We start from the raw sequence: 18,490 nt of genomic DNA, 5'->3' as shown, positions 1-18,490 counted from the left end.
TATTATCGCCAAGTCTTTTTGCGTTTCCACCGAGTGGCTTCCGCAGTGTTATCTTTGGTTTGTCCCAAATAGAACTCTTTAATATCATCAGAGTGCATCAGTTTGTCCGCTGAGCCTGCCATGACAATACGCCCTGTTTCTAACACGTAACCGTAATCCGCTGCTGCCAAGGCAACTCTGGCATTTTGTTCAACCAGTAGAATCGTCACACCTTGCTCTTTATTTAATCGTCGAATAATGGCAAATATCTCTTGTACCAATAATGGAGACAGTCCAAGAGACGGCTCATCGAGTAGCATAAGAGAGGGTCGTGACATTAGCCCGCGACCGATAGCGAGCATTTGCTGCTGACCACCAGACATCGTGCCCGCTGCTTGTGTACGGCGATCTTTTAGAATAGGAAAATACTCATATATCATCTCGACATCACGCTGTATCTCAGACTTGTCACGCCGAGTATAAGCGCCCATCGCTAAGTTTTCGGCGACATTCAAAAAAGGAAATACCTCGCGCCCTTCGGGTACGTGCGACAATCCTTTTTTGACCAATCGATCAGGCTCAGTGCCATCGATACGCTCTCCGTGGAACCATACTGCGCCCTTGCGAGGATTGATAACCCCCGAGATGGTTTTCATTAGCGTCGTCTTGCCTGCACCATTCGCGCCCAAAATAGTGACCACTTTGCCTTCGGGCACCTCTAGACTCACGCCTCTCAATGCCATCACTGGACCATAAGCGGATTCTAGATTTCGCACCTCTAGCACGTTGTTCTTTACTTCGGAGTCGACCAAGTTCATTTCAGTAGCTGGCGCGGCAGAGGATAGTGATTTTTTAATAGCTGACATTACACACTCTCCTGTCCAAGATAGGCTTCAATAACCTGTGGATTGGCTTGCACCTCAGCTGCCGTGCCCTGAGCCAAAAATTTACCTTCAGCGACGGCCAATACGCGATCTGACACCCGATTCACAAGACTCATGTCATGCTCTACCATCAAGATAGTCAAGCCAAGATCCTTTTGCATATCTTCAATCCACCATGCCATCTCGGACGTCTCCTCTACGCTAAGACCAGAGGCTGGCTCATCGAGCAAAATAAGCTTTGGATTAGCGGCTAATGCGCGCGCAATCTCAACCACTTTTCTAATACCATAAGGCAAACCTGCAATTAGTTTATCTCTATAAGGCGCTAACTCTAAAAAATCGATAATCTTCTCAACTTGCAAACGATGCTCGCGCTCGCTACGGCGTACCTTTGGTAGAAACAGCAAGTCCTGTATCCATGACGTATTGCGCTGCGAATGGCGACCGATAAGCAGGTTTTGAAGCACGCTTGAGTGATCAAACAACTCAATGTTTTGAAACGTACGGGCAATACCCAGTTTTGCGATATCGTGAGCAGGTAGCTTGGTAATATCAGTACCATCAAAGGTAATACGACCACTAAGCGGCTCGTACAAGCGACTGATTAAGTTAAAAATCGTGGATTTACCAGCCCCATTAGGTCCTACGATAGTGAATACCTCACCTTCATTTACTTCAAAGCTAATATTATCAACGGCTTTCACACCACCGAACGCGATAGATAAGGAGTCAACTTTTAATAAACTCATCGCATACGCTCCGTCTTAAGATAAGTTTTAGAACGGCGAAACAGTCCTTTTCGATATAACGGAAACATCTGAAACCAAGTCCGTATCTTTATCCAAATACCGTATATACCGCGTGGCTCATAGATGATCATGATGACAATAACTAAGGCAAACAGCGCTGTATCAATACCAGGAATACTGGTGATACTAGAGCCCGCACCTTGACCAACCATATCGCCTAAGATAGCAATCACTTGTGGCAATAAGACAACGACGACAGCACCAAAAAATGCACCATGTATGGAGCCCAAACCACCGATGACAATCTGCAGTAAGATGGTAATAGAGATGATAACGGTGAAGCTCTCATAATTGACCGCTTGCACAAAATGCCCATACATAGCGCCGCCAATAGCGGTAATCGCGCAAGATATGCTAAAAGCGAGCGTTTTGGCTTGCGGTACATTGACGCCAAGCGCGCGGGCGGATACTTCGCTGTCTCTGATGGCTAAGAACGATCGTCCAGTGCCGCTTCTAAGTAAGTTGATATACCCTAAGGTAACTAGCACTACGAGCGCGAGGCATAAATAATAAAAGGCTTTGGGCGTGATGTAGCGATCGATGGTGTAACCAAACAGATTGATAGGAGAGGCAAAGGTGCCAGAGATACCGCCCGTAATAGGCTCAGCTACGATAGCGATGTCCTCAACGATAATACTAAGCGCCAAAGTCGCGATGGCTAAATAGATGCCGCTGGTTCGTAAGATTGGTCTGGCGATGATCGCACCGATAACCCCAGTGATGAGTGCGCAAGCAATCAAAGCAGGGAAAAAATTCCACCCTCGAGCCATGAGTGCCATATGGCTAAATGCCCCTATCGCCATAAAGGCGGCATGCCCTAAGCTGACCTGTCCAGTGTGCCCGGTCAAGAGCATCAGACCCAGTCCAGAGATAGACCAAATCAATATGGCGCTAAGCTCACTGATGTAATAGTTGCTCAACAACCAAGGCGCCATCAGTAATAGCAAGAGAAGCACGCCATACTTTATGAGTTGGCTTTTGTCATCGAAGATATTGATATCTTGATCATAGCTGTGTTTAAACTGAGCTTTCATGGGCAGTACTCATCCTTGAAAAGATTTAGAGGCCGCTTTGTCATCCTTGAATCAAAGCTGCCTTGGATCAAAGCTTCTATACTTTTTTCTGTTTGACCTGAGAAAAAATACCGCCCGGACGTACGATTAGTACGATCAACATAACCACATAAGGCGCAATTTGACTAAGACCTAGGGGTAGATAACGACCAGCAAAGGGCTCTATCACCCCTACTAGCAATCCACCTGCCAACGCACCAGGCAAGGAGCCTAAGCCACCGATTACCGCAGCGGCAAAGGCCTTGATACCGAACAGTAATCCGACGGAGGGTTCGATAGCGCCTTTGGCCGCAAAGAGTATTCCAGCAAGTGCGGCAACCACCCCTGACAACGCCCAAACGATACCATTGACCCGTTTGACGGGAATACCCATATAGTAGGCTGCCATTTGGTTTTGACTGCTGGCTTGCATGGCAATACCAAGCCGCGTGTGGGCAAAAAAGAAGTACAAAATAGAGGTTAATGCGATAGTAGATATGATGATAATAATGTCGACATAAGCGATACTCAGTGAGCCTAATGCCAACATCTTGCCTGAAAACGGTGTCTGTAGTGAGACTGGGCTATGTCCCCAGATGACACCAGCGACAAAGCGCATTAGGAAACCAAGCGAGATGGTAAGGATGACCATCGCAAATTGCGGTTGACCAAAAATACCACGTAGGATAAAGCGATCTAGTAAGTAGCCAAATGCACCCATGATGACAGCAGCAAAGGTGATGCCTAATAAGAAGGGAAGGTTTGCCTGATCGGCATTGATGAAAGATATGCCTAAAAAGGCACCGAGCATAAGCATGTCACCTTGGGCGAAGTTTACCGCTTCTGAGGCTTTGTAAATGAGTACAAAACCCAGCGCTAACAGCCCATATATACAACCATTAGCAATCCCGCTAATGAGCAGTTGTAGGATATCCATAAAGTCCCTTTTGTCTTAACATTATCATCCGTGACAATGTTTGAATAAGCGGTTCAATCGACTGACTTTTTCATCAACTACTTGTAAAGAAATTCATTTTCTTCATATCAAAACGACTAGCGTTTTAGTAAGTAATCAACATGGCAGCAGTAGTAGCAAATCATATTCATGTATTCACATTATACCAACTACGAATTATTGTCTATAGAAAAATCAAAGTTATTCAACGATTTATAGCAAGTGGCAAAAGCTATTTATATTACTCACCTAAAAACATCGCCATTATTGGCATGGTATAATTAGCTACTTTATATCGTCTATCCAAACCTATTCTATAAGTCATCATCATGAGTCAAATGCCAAAACAAGCAAAGTCAGTTAAGCCAAGCAATTCATCAGCGGGTAATCCATCGTCAGCCAAAAAATCTACTGATAACCACTATGACGTCATTATCATCGGTGCTGGTGCTTCAGGACTGTATTGCGCACTGACTGCTGGTCGCCGCGGTCGCCACGTATTGGTGTTGGATCATGCCAATAAAGCTGGCAAAAAGATTTTGATGTCGGGTGGTGGTCGCTGTAATTTCACCAATTACTTTGTAGAGCCTGAGCATTTTATCGGTGCCAATCCCCACTTCTGCAAATCAGCGCTAAGTCGTTACCCGAGTTGGGAGTTTATCGGCATGGTAGAGTCGCATAAGATTGCCTACCATGAGCGCGAACATGGTCAGCTGTTTTGTGACGACTCGGCACAAGATATCTTATCTATGCTGCTAGATGAGTGCGCGGCCGTAGGCGTACAAGTAAAGCTTAATGCTCAGATTGATCGTGTTAAAACTGCTGCCCATGATAAAGGCGAACGCTTTTATCTAACGACGAGCAAAAAGCTTGGTAAAAAAGACATCGCGAGCGGCACTCAACCTTCGCAGACACGCTATAGCTGTGAGTCTTTGGTGGTCGCTACTGGTGGCCTATCTATCCCAACCATGGGAGCAAGTGGTATCGGCTATGAGTTGGCGCAGCAGTTTGGGCATACGCTCGTGCCTACTGATGCCAGTCTTGTGCCGTTTACTTTCACTGATAAAACAGGCGAGCTTATCCGTGCTTTGGCTGGTATCAGTCTGCCAGTTATTGCCAGTAACGAGCGTATCTCTTTTAAATTACCCGTCCTATTTACCCATCGCGGTCTCTCTGGCCCTGCCATGCTACAGCTATCCAACTATTGGCAGACTGGCGAAACCATCAGTATCAATCTGTTGCCTGAGATAGATGTCACTGAGCTTTTACTTGCTCGCAAAAAATCACATCCGCGCCAACTGATTCGTACAGTATTGGCAGAAAACACGGACAATGCGCTACCCAAGAAACTATTAGCAGCGTTACAGACGCATCTGTGGGAAGACATCAAAGATACAGAACTTGCCAATATCAAAGACGAGCGACTCACAGAACTTGGGGCTACGCTCAATGGCTGGCAGCTCAAGCCCTCTGGTACAGAAGGCTACCGTACCGCTGAGGTCACACGCGGCGGCGTTACAACCGACGAAGTATCTTCCAAAACGATGCAAAGCAACTTACAAGATAACTTGTATTTTATCGGTGAGGTGCTCGATGTAACTGGCTGGCTTGGTGGTTATAATTTTCAATGGGCTTGGGCCAGTGGTTTTGTCAGTGGTGAAGTTGTTTAATAACTTCAATAACCTCCCTATCTATAGCGATAATAGTGGCTTTAATGACTGTCAGCATTTGAATAATTGACTATTACTCAGATAATGGCTGACAGTATGTTTGATGATAGTTGAGGGGTTTTAACAGTAATCTTAGAGAACGATGAGAATAAACACAACATAAGTCTATTTTCATAGTAGAATTAACGTAAGGCATTCATCCTATTGATAGTAATGTCATTTAGACTTATGAGGTAATCCATGCGTCCAATCAAGAATATTCATGGTGATAAAAAGCCGCATTGGGTAGGTGACGGCTTTTTTGTAAAAACCCTAATCAATCATCTCGATAATAATCCTGATTTTAACTATAGCCATACCGATCCTTTTTTATTATTTGACTATGGTAAGCCTACGACCTTTTTACCCAATCCTGATTATAAGCTACAGCCACATGGTGTTGGACTGCATCCACATAAAGGTTTTGAAACCGTAACCATCGCCTATTCAGGTGAGATTAGCCATGCAGACTCAACAGGTGGGTGCGGCGATATCTTAGAAGGCGATGTACAATGGATGACTGCGGGTCGCGGCATTCTACACGAAGAGTTCCACTCTGAAGCCTTTGGGCAACGTGGCGGTGTTTTTAGTATGGTGCAGTTATGGGTTAACTTACCAAGCGCCCACAAACTGACCGACCCCAAATATCAATCTATCAAACGTGCTGATATGCCTATTGTTGATCTGATAGACAATAGCGACGAGCAAACTGTCATTGGCCAAGCTGCCATTATTGCCGGTGACTGGCATGGGATAGCGGGAGCAGCAACGACCTTTACGCCAGTCAATATGTGGGATATCGAGCTACATAAAGCAGGTACAACCTCGCTACAAGTACCGAAAACGCATAACACCCTACTGCTGGTACAAGAAGGTCAAGTATTGGTCAACGATACAGCCGTCAGCGCAGGTAGCCTAATAGAGTTTTCAGCGCCTACTCGAAATCATGTAGGCACTCAATCTGAACATTCATCCTTACCTACGACTGATACTATCGAATTGACCTACCCTGCAACTACCGATGAAGACACACCTATCAAATTGCTACTGCTAAGCGGCAAGCCAATCGGCGAACCAGTCGCAGGTCACGGTCCCTTTGTCATGAATACTCAAGAAGAACTACGTCAAACCTTTCGTGATTATCAAATAGGCATTTTCGGAAAATAATAAAAATCTCTGCATAAAAAAAAGCCGCTCAACTATTGCTAGTTAAGCGGCTTCTTATGCTGCGTTATTTAGCTAAAAATCTAACTATTACGCTTGGTCTAAAAATGGATAGTCGGTATAACCTTCAGCACCGCCACCATAGAAAGACTCTGGATGCTGCTCATTAAGCGGGGCGCCTTTTTGAATGCGCTCAGCCAAATCAGGGTTGGCGATATAGTCACGACCAAAGGCGACTGCATCGATATAACCTGCTTTTACATTTTGCTCTGCTTTTTCGGCAGTATAGCCACCAGCTGCGATAATCATTTGATCAAAAGCAGCACGCACACGCTTACGGAAGTCTTCGCTATACGGCGTGCCACCTGCCCAATCTGGCTCTGACAGATGCAGATACATGATACCGCGTTTGTTAATCTGCTCAATCATCCAGATATTTTCGTCTTCGTTATATCCAGCTTCTACGTTGTTGAACGTACCAAGTGGTGAAATACGAATACCAACATGATCTGCATCCCAAGCATCTACGCATGCATCGATAACGTCAAGCGTCAAGCGCGCACGGTTTTCGCGGCTACCGCCGTATTCATCATCACGCTGGTTGGTTTGCTCAACCCAGAACTGATGCAATAGGTAACCGTGAGCACCATGAATCTCTACCCCATCAAAACCCGCTTCTTTGGCATTCTTAGTTGCTTGACCAAAGTCAGCGATAACTTGTTTGATTTCTTCAAGTGTGGCTGGACGTGGCGGCGTTGCATCTACACGAATGGCTTGGTTGTCGCTGTCACGTAGCGAGGTACGTACACCAACATCAACGTTAGAAGCAGAGATAGGCGCTTTGCCGTCTGGCTGTACGCTCTCATGAGAGACTAAACCCGTGTGCCATAGCTGTACGACGATTTTGCCACCTTTAGCATGGACATTATCTACGATGGTTTTCCACGCAGTAATTTGGTCTTTGGTATGAACGCCTGGCGCACCAGCATAGCCTTTCGCTTGGAAAGATACTTGCGTCGCCTCAGTGATTACCAAGCCAGAACCTGCGCGCTGTGAGTAATATTCGCTTGCCAATGCTGTTGGTACATCACTTGGCTCAACCGAACGCAGACGCGTCAACGGTGCCATAATGATGCGGTTTTTTAGGGTTTGGGTACCCATCTCGACGGTTTCAAATAGATTATCATGTGCCATAAAAAGCCCTGTTTATTGTTTTAAACCTTAGTATCAGGTTTACTATTATTGGTAATAAATAGCACTTATATTAGTAGGTAGCACTTAGCTGTCGTTCTATAATTTGCGAAGTACGCTACTCATAAGCCGAGTTCTTTATAGGGGGCAAATGCAATTATTCCAAGCAGTATTTACAAACAGAAACACCAATATTTAGATATTTGAATCTTTATAATTAAAGGCTACGAAGACAGTTTACCGTAGCTTAAACTCACGCCGACCGCGTGGGATTTGAGCTATGCTGAAGAAACCGTACAACTAAACTTGGTAAACTAAGCGTATTAACTGGAGTTTACCATGACCAAGAAAGTAAGAACCTACAGTGACGAATTTAAAGCAGAAGCCGTTAAGAAAATAGCAGACAATAACGGTAATGTTTCAGCCACAGCCAAGCAACTTGGCATAGCGATGCAAACGTTATCGAACTGGCAGAACAAAGCCAATCAAGGCAAGCTTATTGGCACAGAACAATATGATCCTGATCTTATGAGTGCTCTTCAAGAAATAAAGCAGCTCAAGCGGCAGCTTAAAGTAGCCGAAGAGGAGCGCGAAATTCTAAAAAAGGCGACGGCGTACTTTGCAAGGCACAGCTAGTCAGGTACGCCTTCATCAAAGATAACCAGCACCTCTTTCGCATCACCACTATGTGCCGCGTGCTAAGTGTTAAGTTATCAAGCTATTACGACTGGCTGGGTCGTGATCTCAGCGACCAACAGATACATCGCAATCAGTGTGAACTACTGGTTAAAGTCGCTCATACTCAGACCAAGCAGTGCTATGGCGTAGATCGACTGCATGCCCACCTAAGAGCGTAAGGGTACGATATCAGCCAATATATGGTTAGAAGCATCAAAGAAGAATACGGCATTAAATGCCGTCGTCACAAGCGCTTTAAAGTCACCACTGACTCTGATCATAACAAGCTGGTTTATCCAAACGTGCTGGATCAGAAGTTTGATGCAAACCGTCCTAATGATGCATGGGTAAGCGATATTACTTATATCTGGACTGCTGAGGGCTGGCTGTACTTGGCAGGCGTTAAAGATTTATATACCAAAGAGCTTGTCGGCTATGCTATCAACAAACGCATGACTGCTGACTTGGTTTGCCGTGCACTCAATATGGCAATCAAAAACAAACGACCTAATAAAGGATTAATTGTGCACTCAGACAGAGGCAGTCAGTACTGTAGCCATGCCTACCACAAAATCATCAAGCAGCATCACTTTACAGGCTCTATGAGCGCTAAAGGTAATTGCTTCGACAATGCGCCAATAGAAAGCTTCTGGGGCATATTAAAGAATGAGCTAATATATCATAAGGACTATAAAACACGATTCACAGCCATTACTGATATCATCAAATATATCGAGCTGTATTACAATCAGACTAGGATTCAAAAGGGTTTGGGCTATAAATCGCCAAGACAGCTGTGGTTTGACTTTTATCGTCAGGCTGCGTAACTAAAATCTCCCAAGTTTAGTTCTACGGGATTGACAGCAGGGGTCAATTCTTTTGTTGTAGCATCTTTTTGACAGATAGCTCAAGTGACAAATACGTGCCAAACAATATCACTACTGAACCGATGATGGCTTGGATATTTAGGGCTTCACCAAGTAGTAGATACCCTAAAATAATGGCAAAAATTGGAATGACTAAAGTAATACTGGTGGCACGCGTCGGGCCAATATTTTTAATCAGCTGATTCATAAAGATAAGCGCAATGGCGGTCGAAAATACACCGATACAGATCACGGATACCCACGCCTTTATGCTGATATCTTTACCATAAGGGAATTCATTAAAAGCCACAGGTAGCATAATGATACTACCGATAATGAGCGAGCCTGCGGTGATAGCGACTGGCGACACTTCATACAAATAGTTTTTGGTGATGTTGGCCCCAAGCGCATAACCTACACAAGCTAATAGCGCGTAGCCCATTGGTAATAGACCTTCGACCAACCCTTTGCCTGGCTCGCCGCCACCAAATAAGCTTTCGCTCATCAGTATGATTACCCCAATCACTCCGATGACCAAACCAAGTGCTTGTTTTTTCGATAGCCTATCTTTAAAGAAGACTCTGGCGATAAAACCACTCATCATCGGTACAGAAGCATTTAGCACGGCTAGCACGCCTGCGTTCACTGACTGCGCGGAAAACGAGAACAACACAAAAGGCAGCGCTGCTGAAAACAAGCCAACGAGCGCTAGCATTTTCCAATGCTCCTTGATGCCGACTCTGTTTTTCTTATTGAGCAATACAAAGACCAACATGACCAATCCGGCGAATATCACACGCAAACTGGCAAATGCCAATGAGCCAAACTCAGGCACGCCGACACGATAAAAAACGAAGGAGAGTGACCACATAAAAGAGAGCGTCACAAAGATGATGAGGTCACGGTTGGTCATTAGGTAATCCTATTAAGCGCTTAGACTGCGTTTACCAACTCGTGTCGGTCATAAGCGTCTGATGCGTTGTAAAAATTATCATGTGATTAAAAACTCATGATGATAACTTTTTAATTGTTTGATGGGTAATTTTTTATAAAATTTATAGTGAATTTTTATCCACTTATTAATTTTTCTAGCACAGTTTTAAGGTTTGCACCTTTTGATAATTTATAAATCTGGACAAATCCCTTTTAGTAAGCACTATATAGCAAGCAGCGCTTATCCTATATTTCTTATACTTTAGCCTATTCCAGCGCCTTTCTATTCACATACTAAAGAACTCCAAAGTCATCCTTAAGTAAGTCATCCGTTCAATACCTATAAAAACAGATTCACGGTCATAGTAAATCCTGCTTATAGCACTACCTTATAACAGCTACTCTTAATAATACTGATGTTAAAAGTAGCTTTAATACATCAGTTCAAGATTTTCTTAAAATATATTAGTTGATATTTGTTTACTAATTTCCTACTATCTAAAAGGTATTGGTTAGTATTTGGCAATACACAAAATAGATGGCAAACATCATTAGTAGGATTTATAAATTATTGAGGAATGATTATGAAAAGGATAGCGTTATTTTTCGGTATGATATCAGTTGCAACGGCAGGTTTTTGCGGGGTTGGTCAGTTCTCAGATGAGACCACCTGCTATGTTTATAAACAAGATAAACTGCAAAAAAAGCTAAGCTGTCAGTATGAGGGCGCTGAGGGTGCAGCGATGAGTTATAGTTTTAGACAGGTCTCCTATAACCTGCCAGGGTTTGGCAAAATGGCAACCTCTACCAGTGCAAACTATAATGACCGTAATGAAGTGACTGGATGGACGACCACCGTCAATGACGAGCCCGCGATCATCAGATATCGTCTGCCAACCAATCAGCGTATCGTCAGCGATGCCTATGCGCAGTCTGGTAAAGCGGTTATGCAATGTTATCTTAGTACAAAATCGCAGTGGGAGATTTGTGCTAAATAGAACAAAATACTCTGGCAATTTATAGTGCAATAAAGCTGAGCGTTTTGCTTGGCTTTTATTGCCGCCTGCTAAAACTGAAGCATCAACCTTAGCACCATCCTCTATGAAATTTTTTCACCGTTTTTTCTATATGCTCAACGTCTTCACCACTGTCAAAGCCACTGATAAAATCCTCCTCCCTGTTAGACAGCCATTGAATTACAACCCTGCATCGGTAAGAATGGTGCTATCTATTTATAAAATCTGCTCACCAACCCAGTTTGTTAAAGAGTCAAATACATGAAACTGCGCATCCTAAAGTCTGCTGTGACCAATCCTTGGTTTAATCTTGCCACCGAGGATTGGATATTTAATACGCTCAATCCCGACTCACATACCCTATTTTTATGGCGTAACTCTGAGACCGTGGTTATTGGACGCTCACAAAATCCATGGGTAGAGTGCAAAACCGATAAAATGGAAGCAGACGATGTATTTTTAGCACGGCGTCAGAGTGGCGGCGGCGCAGTGTTTCACGATTTGGGTAATACCAACTTTACCTTTTTATCCCCCAGTGATGCTTATAATCAAGAAGCAAACTTCACTGTCATCATCAATGCGCTTAAGAAACTCGGCATAGACGCCACGCTGTCTGGTCGTAACGACATGCAGGTCGGCGACCGCAAAATATCGGGCAGCGCATTTAGACATGCCGCCGATCGCAGCTTTCATCATGGCACATTGCTGGTCAATGCCAATATGCAAAAGCTTGGCGACTATCTGAACCCGCATCCATTAAAGCTAAAAGCAAAAGGCATCAAATCTGTGCGCGCTCGCGTGGCAAACTTGATAGATTTTAATGAGACTATCAATCACGAGACATTGTCTGAGGCGATCATCGAAGCGTTTTGTGAATATCATGGAGAGAGTGCACAGGTCGAGCAATTAGATGAGGCTAGCCTTGCTAAGCAGCCCACGCTAAACGCTTACTATCAACAAATGGCAGATTGGGATTGGCGCTTTGGTAAAACGCCTGAGTTCACTCATCATATCGAGACTCGCTTTGATTGGGGCATGATGGATGTACATATGGATGTGAAGCAAGCGATGATTACCGAAGTTGTCATCTTCTCTGATGCGCTAAATGTTGAGCTTATCGACCTGCTTAAGAAGACATTGACTGGCGTTAAATATAATAAGCCTGAGATTAAAAACAAGCTCGATGACCTAGCAAATTCGCAACCTGAATTAGCAGCACAAGTTAGTGATTTTGAAAAATGGTTGGTTGGTGAGATAGAAGGTTAGATTTTGCGACGTCAGATTTAATATAGCAAGTATTGCAGAGTGTGCCGCTTGCACTGCTTGATAAAAAGCTACTGACACAAATGCGCTGTATATAGTTAATAGTATTGATATCACACGTACGCCATTTTAGATTTTGTATATTAATGATGCATAACAAGCACCCTGCCATTACTCCATTTTTTATTAATAAGCAATATTAAGGTATTTTCATGAAGTACTTACATGCAATGATTAGAACCAACAAACTAGAAGAAACGTTGTTTTTCTATTGTGACCTTATGGGCTTAAAACTGCTAAGAAAGAGAGACTCTGAATCAGGCAGATTCAGCTTATATTTTTTAGCAACGCATGAGGGTGCACCAGAAATTGAGGTGACACACAACTGGGATGAAAAAGAGTATACCAATGGCGATAATTTTGGGCACTTTGCCTTTAGAGTCGACAACATATACGCACAGTGCGACACCTTTATACAGGCAGGGGTCGAGATATTAAGACCACCTAGAGATGGCCATATGGCTTTTGTTAAAGACCCTAATAATATCTCAATTGAGTTGCTACAAAATGGCGAAGACTTAGAACCTATTGAGCCTTGGATTTCGATGGAAAATATTGGCAGTTGGTAGGTAAGTGAGGCTGACTAGGCTGATTTGTTTTTGCAGATAATGATGACACGTATATCACAGTTATAGCGTTCTTAAAATACAATCAAGCACTAAAAAATGAGGGTGATATGAAAAAGTTATGCATCACTACAATCGGTATTTTAGGCACTTGCCTCCTTTCCACTTATGCAAATTCAGCAAGTTTTGATTGCAATAAGGCTGCTACGTGGGTAGAAAAAACAGTTTGCGACAGTCCTGAGCTTTCTAAGCTTGATGACACAATGGCGAAGAAATATAAAATCAATCTTGACGCTGCTCCTGACCATGAAGACAGCAAAGGTTTCAAAGATAGGTTCATTGCTAACCAACGCACATGGCTTACGTTTCAGCGTAATACCTGTAAAAGTGAAGAATGTCTGATACGTGAGTATAAAGAGTATATCGAAGCGCAAATCAGTTACGGTGTGGCTTGGAATTTTTCAGATGAATTAAGTCTTTCTGATTTACCGAGTAAAAGTGCCTTTGGTAAGTTTTCTCAAACCACTCAAATCTCAATATATAATTCAGGTACTCAGCGCTGGGAAGATACAGGAGAGGCAAAAAACACGGTATCGATTCATAGTATCGCTAATAAGCCTTATCTTTCCATCATTGATGGCGTTTTGATTTTTACCAATGCTCATACCTGTGATTTGGGAGAGAGTAAAGCCATATGGTCACAGAATCATTGGGTCATTAATGATGAACAGTCAAACAAAGATGTTGAGCTGCGTTTATATCCAGCATTTTATAAAGGTAGGACTCAGTTGTTATTGAGAGACATTGATAACCAGTATAGAGAACTGCATTGTGGTATGCGCGGCTATTTTGATGGCATCATATTAGAACGAGAGTAAGTAAGGAGAATACTTTTACCTTTGAAAAAACTCTAAGAGAATCTGAGTCCATATTATAAGAATTCAGATTTGTTAAACCAAAAAGCGGCAGAAGATAATATCCCTGCCGCCTTCTTTACGATTGCTTTCTATTTAACTCTTAAATCGCTGCTGCAACCTCTGCTCCATCACGAATCGCACGTTTGGCATCTAGTTCAGCTGCTAGCTTAGCACCGCCAATTAGGTGGTATTGCGCGTCTGGTGCATCACCCACGTTTGGCATCAGCTCAACGACTGATTCTTGACCGGCACAGACAACGACGCTATCAACGCGTAATAACTGGCTTTGACCTTGTGGGTTAGTCACCCAGATACCTTCGTTGGTAATTTTGTCATATTGTACGCCAGCGACTTGGATCACGCCGTGCGATTTGATATGCGCACGATGTACCCAGCCTGAAGTTTTGTTCAGACCACTACCCAGACGGCCTTTACTACGCTGCATGAGATAAACTTGGCGAATCGGTTTGATCGCATGTGGTCTGACCAGACCACCATCACTTTGATAGTCGGTATCATTGGTCACGCCCCACTCTTCGCGCCACTCGCTGATAGATTGTGGCTCAGGGCGATAGCTTGGATCTTTTAGTCCCTCAGGGCCGATCTCATCAAGCGACTTGCCATGATTAGCTGTCAGATACTCACTTACATCAAAGCCAATACCACCAGCACCGATGACCGCTACGGTATTGCCCACTGCTTTTTCGCCAGATAGCAGCTCAGCATAGCTCATGACTTGTGGCAGCTCAGCCCCTTCGAGCTTACCTTCTAGACTTCTCGGTACGACACCCGTTGCTACGATGACATGATGGAACTTCGCTTTTTCAAGCATGTCTTTATCAACTTTGGTGTTCAGTTTAATCTCAACACCTAAGTGCTCAAGCTCATTGATATAGTAGCGAATAGTCTCAAAGAACTCTTCTTTGCCAGGGATAACTTTGGCGTAGTTGAACTGCCCGCCAAGCACGTCTTTAGCTTCAAACAGAGTCACGTCATGACCACGTAAAGCGGCCACATGAGCGGCTGACATACCAGCGACACCGCCACCGATGACGGCGACTTTTTTGGGCTTTTTGGTTTTCTTATAGACCAGTTCAGTCTCATAACAGGCTTGCGGATTGACGAGACAGGTCGAGCGTTTGTTTTCGAACGTATGGTCGAGGCAAGCTTGGTTACAAGCGATACAGGTGTTAATACGATCTGTCTGTCCGTTTTTGGCTTTATTGACCCAATGCGCATCCGCTAAGAATGGACGTGCCATTTGAATCATGTCAGCTTGACCAGTCGCAACGATTTCTTCTGCTGTTTCTGGCATGTTGATACGGTTAGCCGCCATCATCGGAATACTAATATGCTTTTTGATTTCAGCAGTGAAATCAACGAAAGCGGCTCGTGGCACGCTAGTCACGATAGTTGGAACACGCGCTTCATGCCAGCCGATACCAGTGTTCATGATAGTCACACCCGCTTCTTCTAGCGCTTTAGCCACGGTGATGACTTCATCCATGACGTTACCGTCTTTGACCAAATCGATAACAGATAAGCGGAATAGAATAATGAAGTCTTCACCAGTCGCCTCGCGAACGGCTCTAACCACGTCGACAGCGAACTTCATACGACCATGAATATCACCACCATAAATGTCTTTACGCTTATTCACATGGCTTGATAAAAACTGGTTGAGTAGATAACCCTCAGAACCCATGATTTCGACACCATCATAGCCTGCTTGCTTGGCAAGTTTGGCTGAGCGAGCATAGTCTTTTACCGTTTGCTCGATGTTTTTGATGCTCATCTTACGCGGTTTAAATGGTGAGATTGGTGACTTAATCGGGCTAGAGGATACGGCAAAAGGATGATAGCCATAGCGACCACTGTGCAATATCTGCATGATGATTTTGCTGTCATGTTTATGCACAGCACGGGTGACGCGCTGATGATTGATAACGTCAGCTTTAGTATTCATCGTTCCGCCAGCAGGCAACAACCAACCTTCGCGATTGGGCGAGATACCGCCAGTAATCATCATTGCCACGCCGCCCTTGGCACGTTCTGCAAAATACGCCGCCAGCTTGCCATAATTATAAAAACGGTCTTCAAGCCCAGTATGCATCGAGCCCATAACCATACGGTTTTTTAGCGTAGTAAAGCCCAAATCTAGCGGCTCAAATAAATGCGGATAGTGTTCATTGGTGCTAGCGGTTTGGATCGTATTGGCACTATGGCTGGCAGACATATCATTTTCCTTATGAATAGTTTATGAGGCTACTTTTTAAAAACGGCTTTTTAGAATTAGTGGGCCTAAGGGGTTTAGCATCATCGATATCGTAACACACCGCGATTATTGTCAGCTATGCAGACAAGCGACTGATGAGTGAGCACTATATTAATTGCTATAACGAGCGGGACGGTGTATCAGGCGGTACTGTGGCATATGGTTAAGCAAACACCACAAAATCTAGCCAACTTTTGAGGTAGGTTATATACCGTTAGCTTAATGTTACTTAGAGATTAGACTAAGATATAAATCGATAAATATCGACTTATACCTATAATTTCTATGCTAGATTACTGTACTAAACAATATACTGACGTTAATGTACTGACGCATTATAGAAATACGATAAAGGACTATCAACATGACAGATTTCCATACAGGTCTTGGCAAAAATGCTGCCAACCATCAACCACTTACCCCTATCGATTTTATCATTCGCAGCGCGCAAGTTTATCCTAATAAGACTGCCATCATCTATGACGACCTAGAACACAACAACCTGACTCAGACATGGCAACAGACTTATACTCGCTGCCGAAAACTCGCTGATGGTCTGCGCAAATTGGGTATCGAGAAAAACGACACCGTAGCCGTGATGCTGCCGAACACGCCTGCGATGGTCGAATGCGCCTTTGGTGTGCCGATGTCAGGCGGCGTCCTCTGTACGTTGAACACACGCCTTGATATCAATGCACTTACCTTTTGTTTGCAGCATTCCGAAGCAAAGGTTTTAATCTTAGACAGCGAATTTGCTGAGCACGCTGAGATTATTGATGAGACTTTTCCAGACTTAATCGTCATTCACTCAACGGACAAAGCTATCGATGTCGATCGCTTTGGGCACATGAGTTATGAAGCATTGGTAGCCAGCTCAGACAGTTTGGATAACTGGGAGATGCCGACAGATGAGTGGGATGCCATTGCACTGAATTATACCTCTGGTACGACAGGCAAGCCCAAAGGCGTGGTCTATCACCATCGCGGTGCAACTCTCAATGCTATCTCTAATATTTTAGATTGGGATATGCCCAAACACCCGATGTACCTATGGACGCTACCACTGTTTCACTGCAACGGTTGGTGTTTTCCGTGGACCATCGCTGAACGTGCTGGGGTCAATGTATGCTTGCGAAAAATTGATGCTGATTTGATATTGCAGCTGATTGCCAAGCATCAAGTTAGTCACTACTGCTCTGCGCCAGTCGTGCACAATATGATTGCTGGCGGCAAACCAGAGTATAAAGAAGCCATCACCCATACGGTCAAAGGCTGGGTCGCTGGTGCACCGCCATCTGAAACCATGCTGGCCGCGATGGAAGCAATGGGTTTTCATATCTCGCATGTCTACGGTCTCACTGAAGTATATGGGCCAGTGACGGTTTGTGCTGAGCAGGAAGAATGGAATGAGCTTGATGTGGCCACCCGTGCCCAAAAGAAATCACGTCAAGGCACGACTTCTCACTTGATGGCAGGGTTTGACGTGTTTAAGCAAGGTACGACTGAGCCAGTCGCCGCTGACGGAGAAGAGATGGGTGAGCTGGCGCTACGTGGCAATATGGTGATGAAAGGCTATCTAAAAAGCCGCAAGGCTACCGAAGAGGCATTCGCTGATGGCTGGTTCCGCACGGGTGATTTGGGTGTTAAATATCCTGATGGCTATATCAAAATCATGGACAGATTAAAAGATATCATCATCTCAGGTGGTGAGAATATCTCTAGTATCGAGGTAGAAAACGTCTTGTATAAACTACCTGCGATTGAGAGCTGTGCCGTCGTCGCCGCGCCACATGATAAATGGGGCGAAGTGCCCGTTGCCTTTATCGAAATTCACGCTGGCAGCACCTTGCAACGCGATACGGTGATAGAGCACTGTAGTCAGCACCTAGCAGGTTTTAAAGTGCCAAAATATATTATCTTTGCAGAAATACCCAAGACCAGTACCGGTAAAGTGCAAAAATTTGAGCTACGCCAAGCGGCTAAGTCCTTGGCACACGAAACGCCAAAAGTAACCACTAGTGCTAAATAAAACGGCGACTTGTTAAGTCGTATCATCAATCAACATCTATCAAAAAGGTCAGCTATATGTAGCTGACCTTTTTTGAGCGCTCGCTTATAGTCAAAGAATTCTAAAACAGGTACAAGGCAGTCGACTGCAGATTTTACAAATAGT

General features: G+C 44.2%; 14 protein-coding genes and 1 pseudogene. 8 read left to right on the top strand and 7 right to left on the bottom strand.

What is annotated here, in order from left to right; genetic code table 11:
- Positions 1-2 precede the first annotated feature (2 nt).
- From AK824_RS01160 to AK824_RS01145, 4 genes are all read right to left on the bottom strand, one after another.
- Positions 3-797: an ABC transporter ATP-binding protein gene (locus AK824_RS01160; RefSeq protein WP_037032897.1), complete on the bottom strand. Its 795-nt coding sequence runs from the start codon at positions 795-797 to the stop codon at positions 3-5.
- A 47-nt stretch (positions 798-844) separates the two neighbouring features.
- A complete protein-coding gene (locus AK824_RS01155; protein ID WP_010196014.1) occupies positions 845-1,612 on the bottom strand; it encodes an ABC transporter ATP-binding protein in 768 nt (255 codons plus the stop codon).
- On the bottom strand, positions 1,609-2,706 hold the full coding sequence (locus AK824_RS01150) for a branched-chain amino acid ABC transporter permease (protein WP_057758081.1): 1,098 nt from the start codon (positions 2,704-2,706) through the stop codon (positions 1,609-1,611). Before AK824_RS01150 ends, AK824_RS01155 begins: the two co-directional genes overlap by 4 nt.
- A 76-nt stretch (positions 2,707-2,782) precedes the next feature.
- Complete coding sequence (locus AK824_RS01145) at positions 2,783-3,661, bottom strand: branched-chain amino acid ABC transporter permease (protein WP_057758078.1); 879 nt, start codon at positions 3,659-3,661, stop codon at positions 2,783-2,785.
- A gap of 347 nt (positions 3,662-4,008) precedes the next feature.
- Between AK824_RS01145 and AK824_RS01140 the strand changes: the two genes are divergently transcribed.
- The gene (locus AK824_RS01140) at positions 4,009-5,349 is read left to right on the top strand and encodes a BaiN/RdsA family NAD(P)/FAD-dependent oxidoreductase (RefSeq protein ID WP_057758076.1); all 1,341 of its coding nucleotides are present in this window, start codon (positions 4,009-4,011) and stop codon (positions 5,347-5,349) included.
- 240 nt (positions 5,350-5,589) lie between these two features.
- A complete protein-coding gene (locus AK824_RS01135; protein ID WP_057758074.1) occupies positions 5,590-6,555 on the top strand; it encodes a pirin family protein in 966 nt (321 codons plus the stop codon).
- An 87-nt stretch (positions 6,556-6,642) separates the two neighbouring features.
- Here AK824_RS01135 and AK824_RS01130 read toward each other — a convergent pair whose 3' ends face one another.
- On the bottom strand, positions 6,643-7,746 hold the full coding sequence (locus AK824_RS01130) for an alkene reductase (RefSeq protein ID WP_057758073.1): 1,104 nt from the start codon (positions 7,744-7,746) through the stop codon (positions 6,643-6,645).
- A 336-nt stretch (positions 7,747-8,082) separates the two neighbouring features.
- Between AK824_RS01130 and AK824_RS01120 the strand changes: the two are divergent.
- Positions 8,083-9,248: pseudogene (locus tag AK824_RS01120) on the top strand (IS3 family transposase).
- A gap of 43 nt (positions 9,249-9,291) precedes the next feature.
- On the opposite strand, the gene AK824_RS01115 reads toward AK824_RS01120, so the two are convergent.
- Positions 9,292-10,200 (bottom strand): DMT family transporter, encoded by a 909-nt coding sequence (locus tag AK824_RS01115; protein WP_057758069.1) that lies wholly within the window; start codon positions 10,198-10,200, stop codon positions 9,292-9,294.
- A gap of 604 nt (positions 10,201-10,804) precedes the next feature.
- Between AK824_RS01115 and AK824_RS01110 the strand changes: the two genes are divergently transcribed.
- The 4 genes from AK824_RS01110 to AK824_RS01095 all read left to right on the top strand — a co-directional run bounded on the left by AK824_RS01110 (position 10,805) and on the right by AK824_RS01095 (position 14,003).
- Positions 10,805-11,218 carry a hypothetical protein gene (locus tag AK824_RS01110; RefSeq protein ID WP_156410670.1) on the top strand — a complete coding sequence of 138 codons (414 nt, stop codon included), beginning with the start codon at positions 10,805-10,807 and terminating at the stop codon, positions 11,216-11,218.
- 279 nt (positions 11,219-11,497) lie between these two features.
- Positions 11,498-12,502 carry a lipoate--protein ligase gene (locus tag AK824_RS01105; RefSeq protein WP_057758065.1) on the top strand — a complete coding sequence of 335 codons (1,005 nt, stop codon included), beginning with the start codon at positions 11,498-11,500 and terminating at the stop codon, positions 12,500-12,502.
- Between the two features lie 209 nt (positions 12,503-12,711).
- Complete coding sequence (locus AK824_RS01100) at positions 12,712-13,128, top strand: VOC family protein (protein ID WP_197411806.1); 417 nt, start codon at positions 12,712-12,714, stop codon at positions 13,126-13,128.
- Positions 13,129-13,235: 107 nt separating this feature from the next.
- Positions 13,236-14,003, top strand: coding sequence for a lysozyme inhibitor LprI family protein (locus AK824_RS01095; protein WP_057758061.1), 768 nt, complete (start codon positions 13,236-13,238; stop codon positions 14,001-14,003).
- Between the two features lie 139 nt (positions 14,004-14,142).
- Here AK824_RS01095 and AK824_RS01090 read toward each other — a convergent pair whose 3' ends face one another.
- Positions 14,143-16,278, bottom strand: coding sequence for an NADPH-dependent 2,4-dienoyl-CoA reductase (locus AK824_RS01090; protein ID WP_057758059.1), 2,136 nt, complete (start codon positions 16,276-16,278; stop codon positions 14,143-14,145).
- Positions 16,279-16,681: 403 nt separating this feature from the next.
- On the opposite strand from AK824_RS01090, the gene AK824_RS01085 reads away from it, so the two are divergent.
- Positions 16,682-18,346 (top strand): AMP-binding protein, encoded by a 1,665-nt coding sequence (locus AK824_RS01085; RefSeq protein ID WP_057758058.1) that lies wholly within the window; start codon positions 16,682-16,684, stop codon positions 18,344-18,346.
- Positions 18,347-18,490: the final 144 nt, after the last annotated feature.

Source organism: Psychrobacter sp. P11G3 (genome assembly GCF_001435845.1).
Lineage (GTDB): Bacteria > Pseudomonadota > Gammaproteobacteria > Pseudomonadales > Moraxellaceae > Psychrobacter.
Note: the sequence above shows the minus strand (reverse complement) of the source record. Positions and strands in the feature narration are given on the sequence as shown.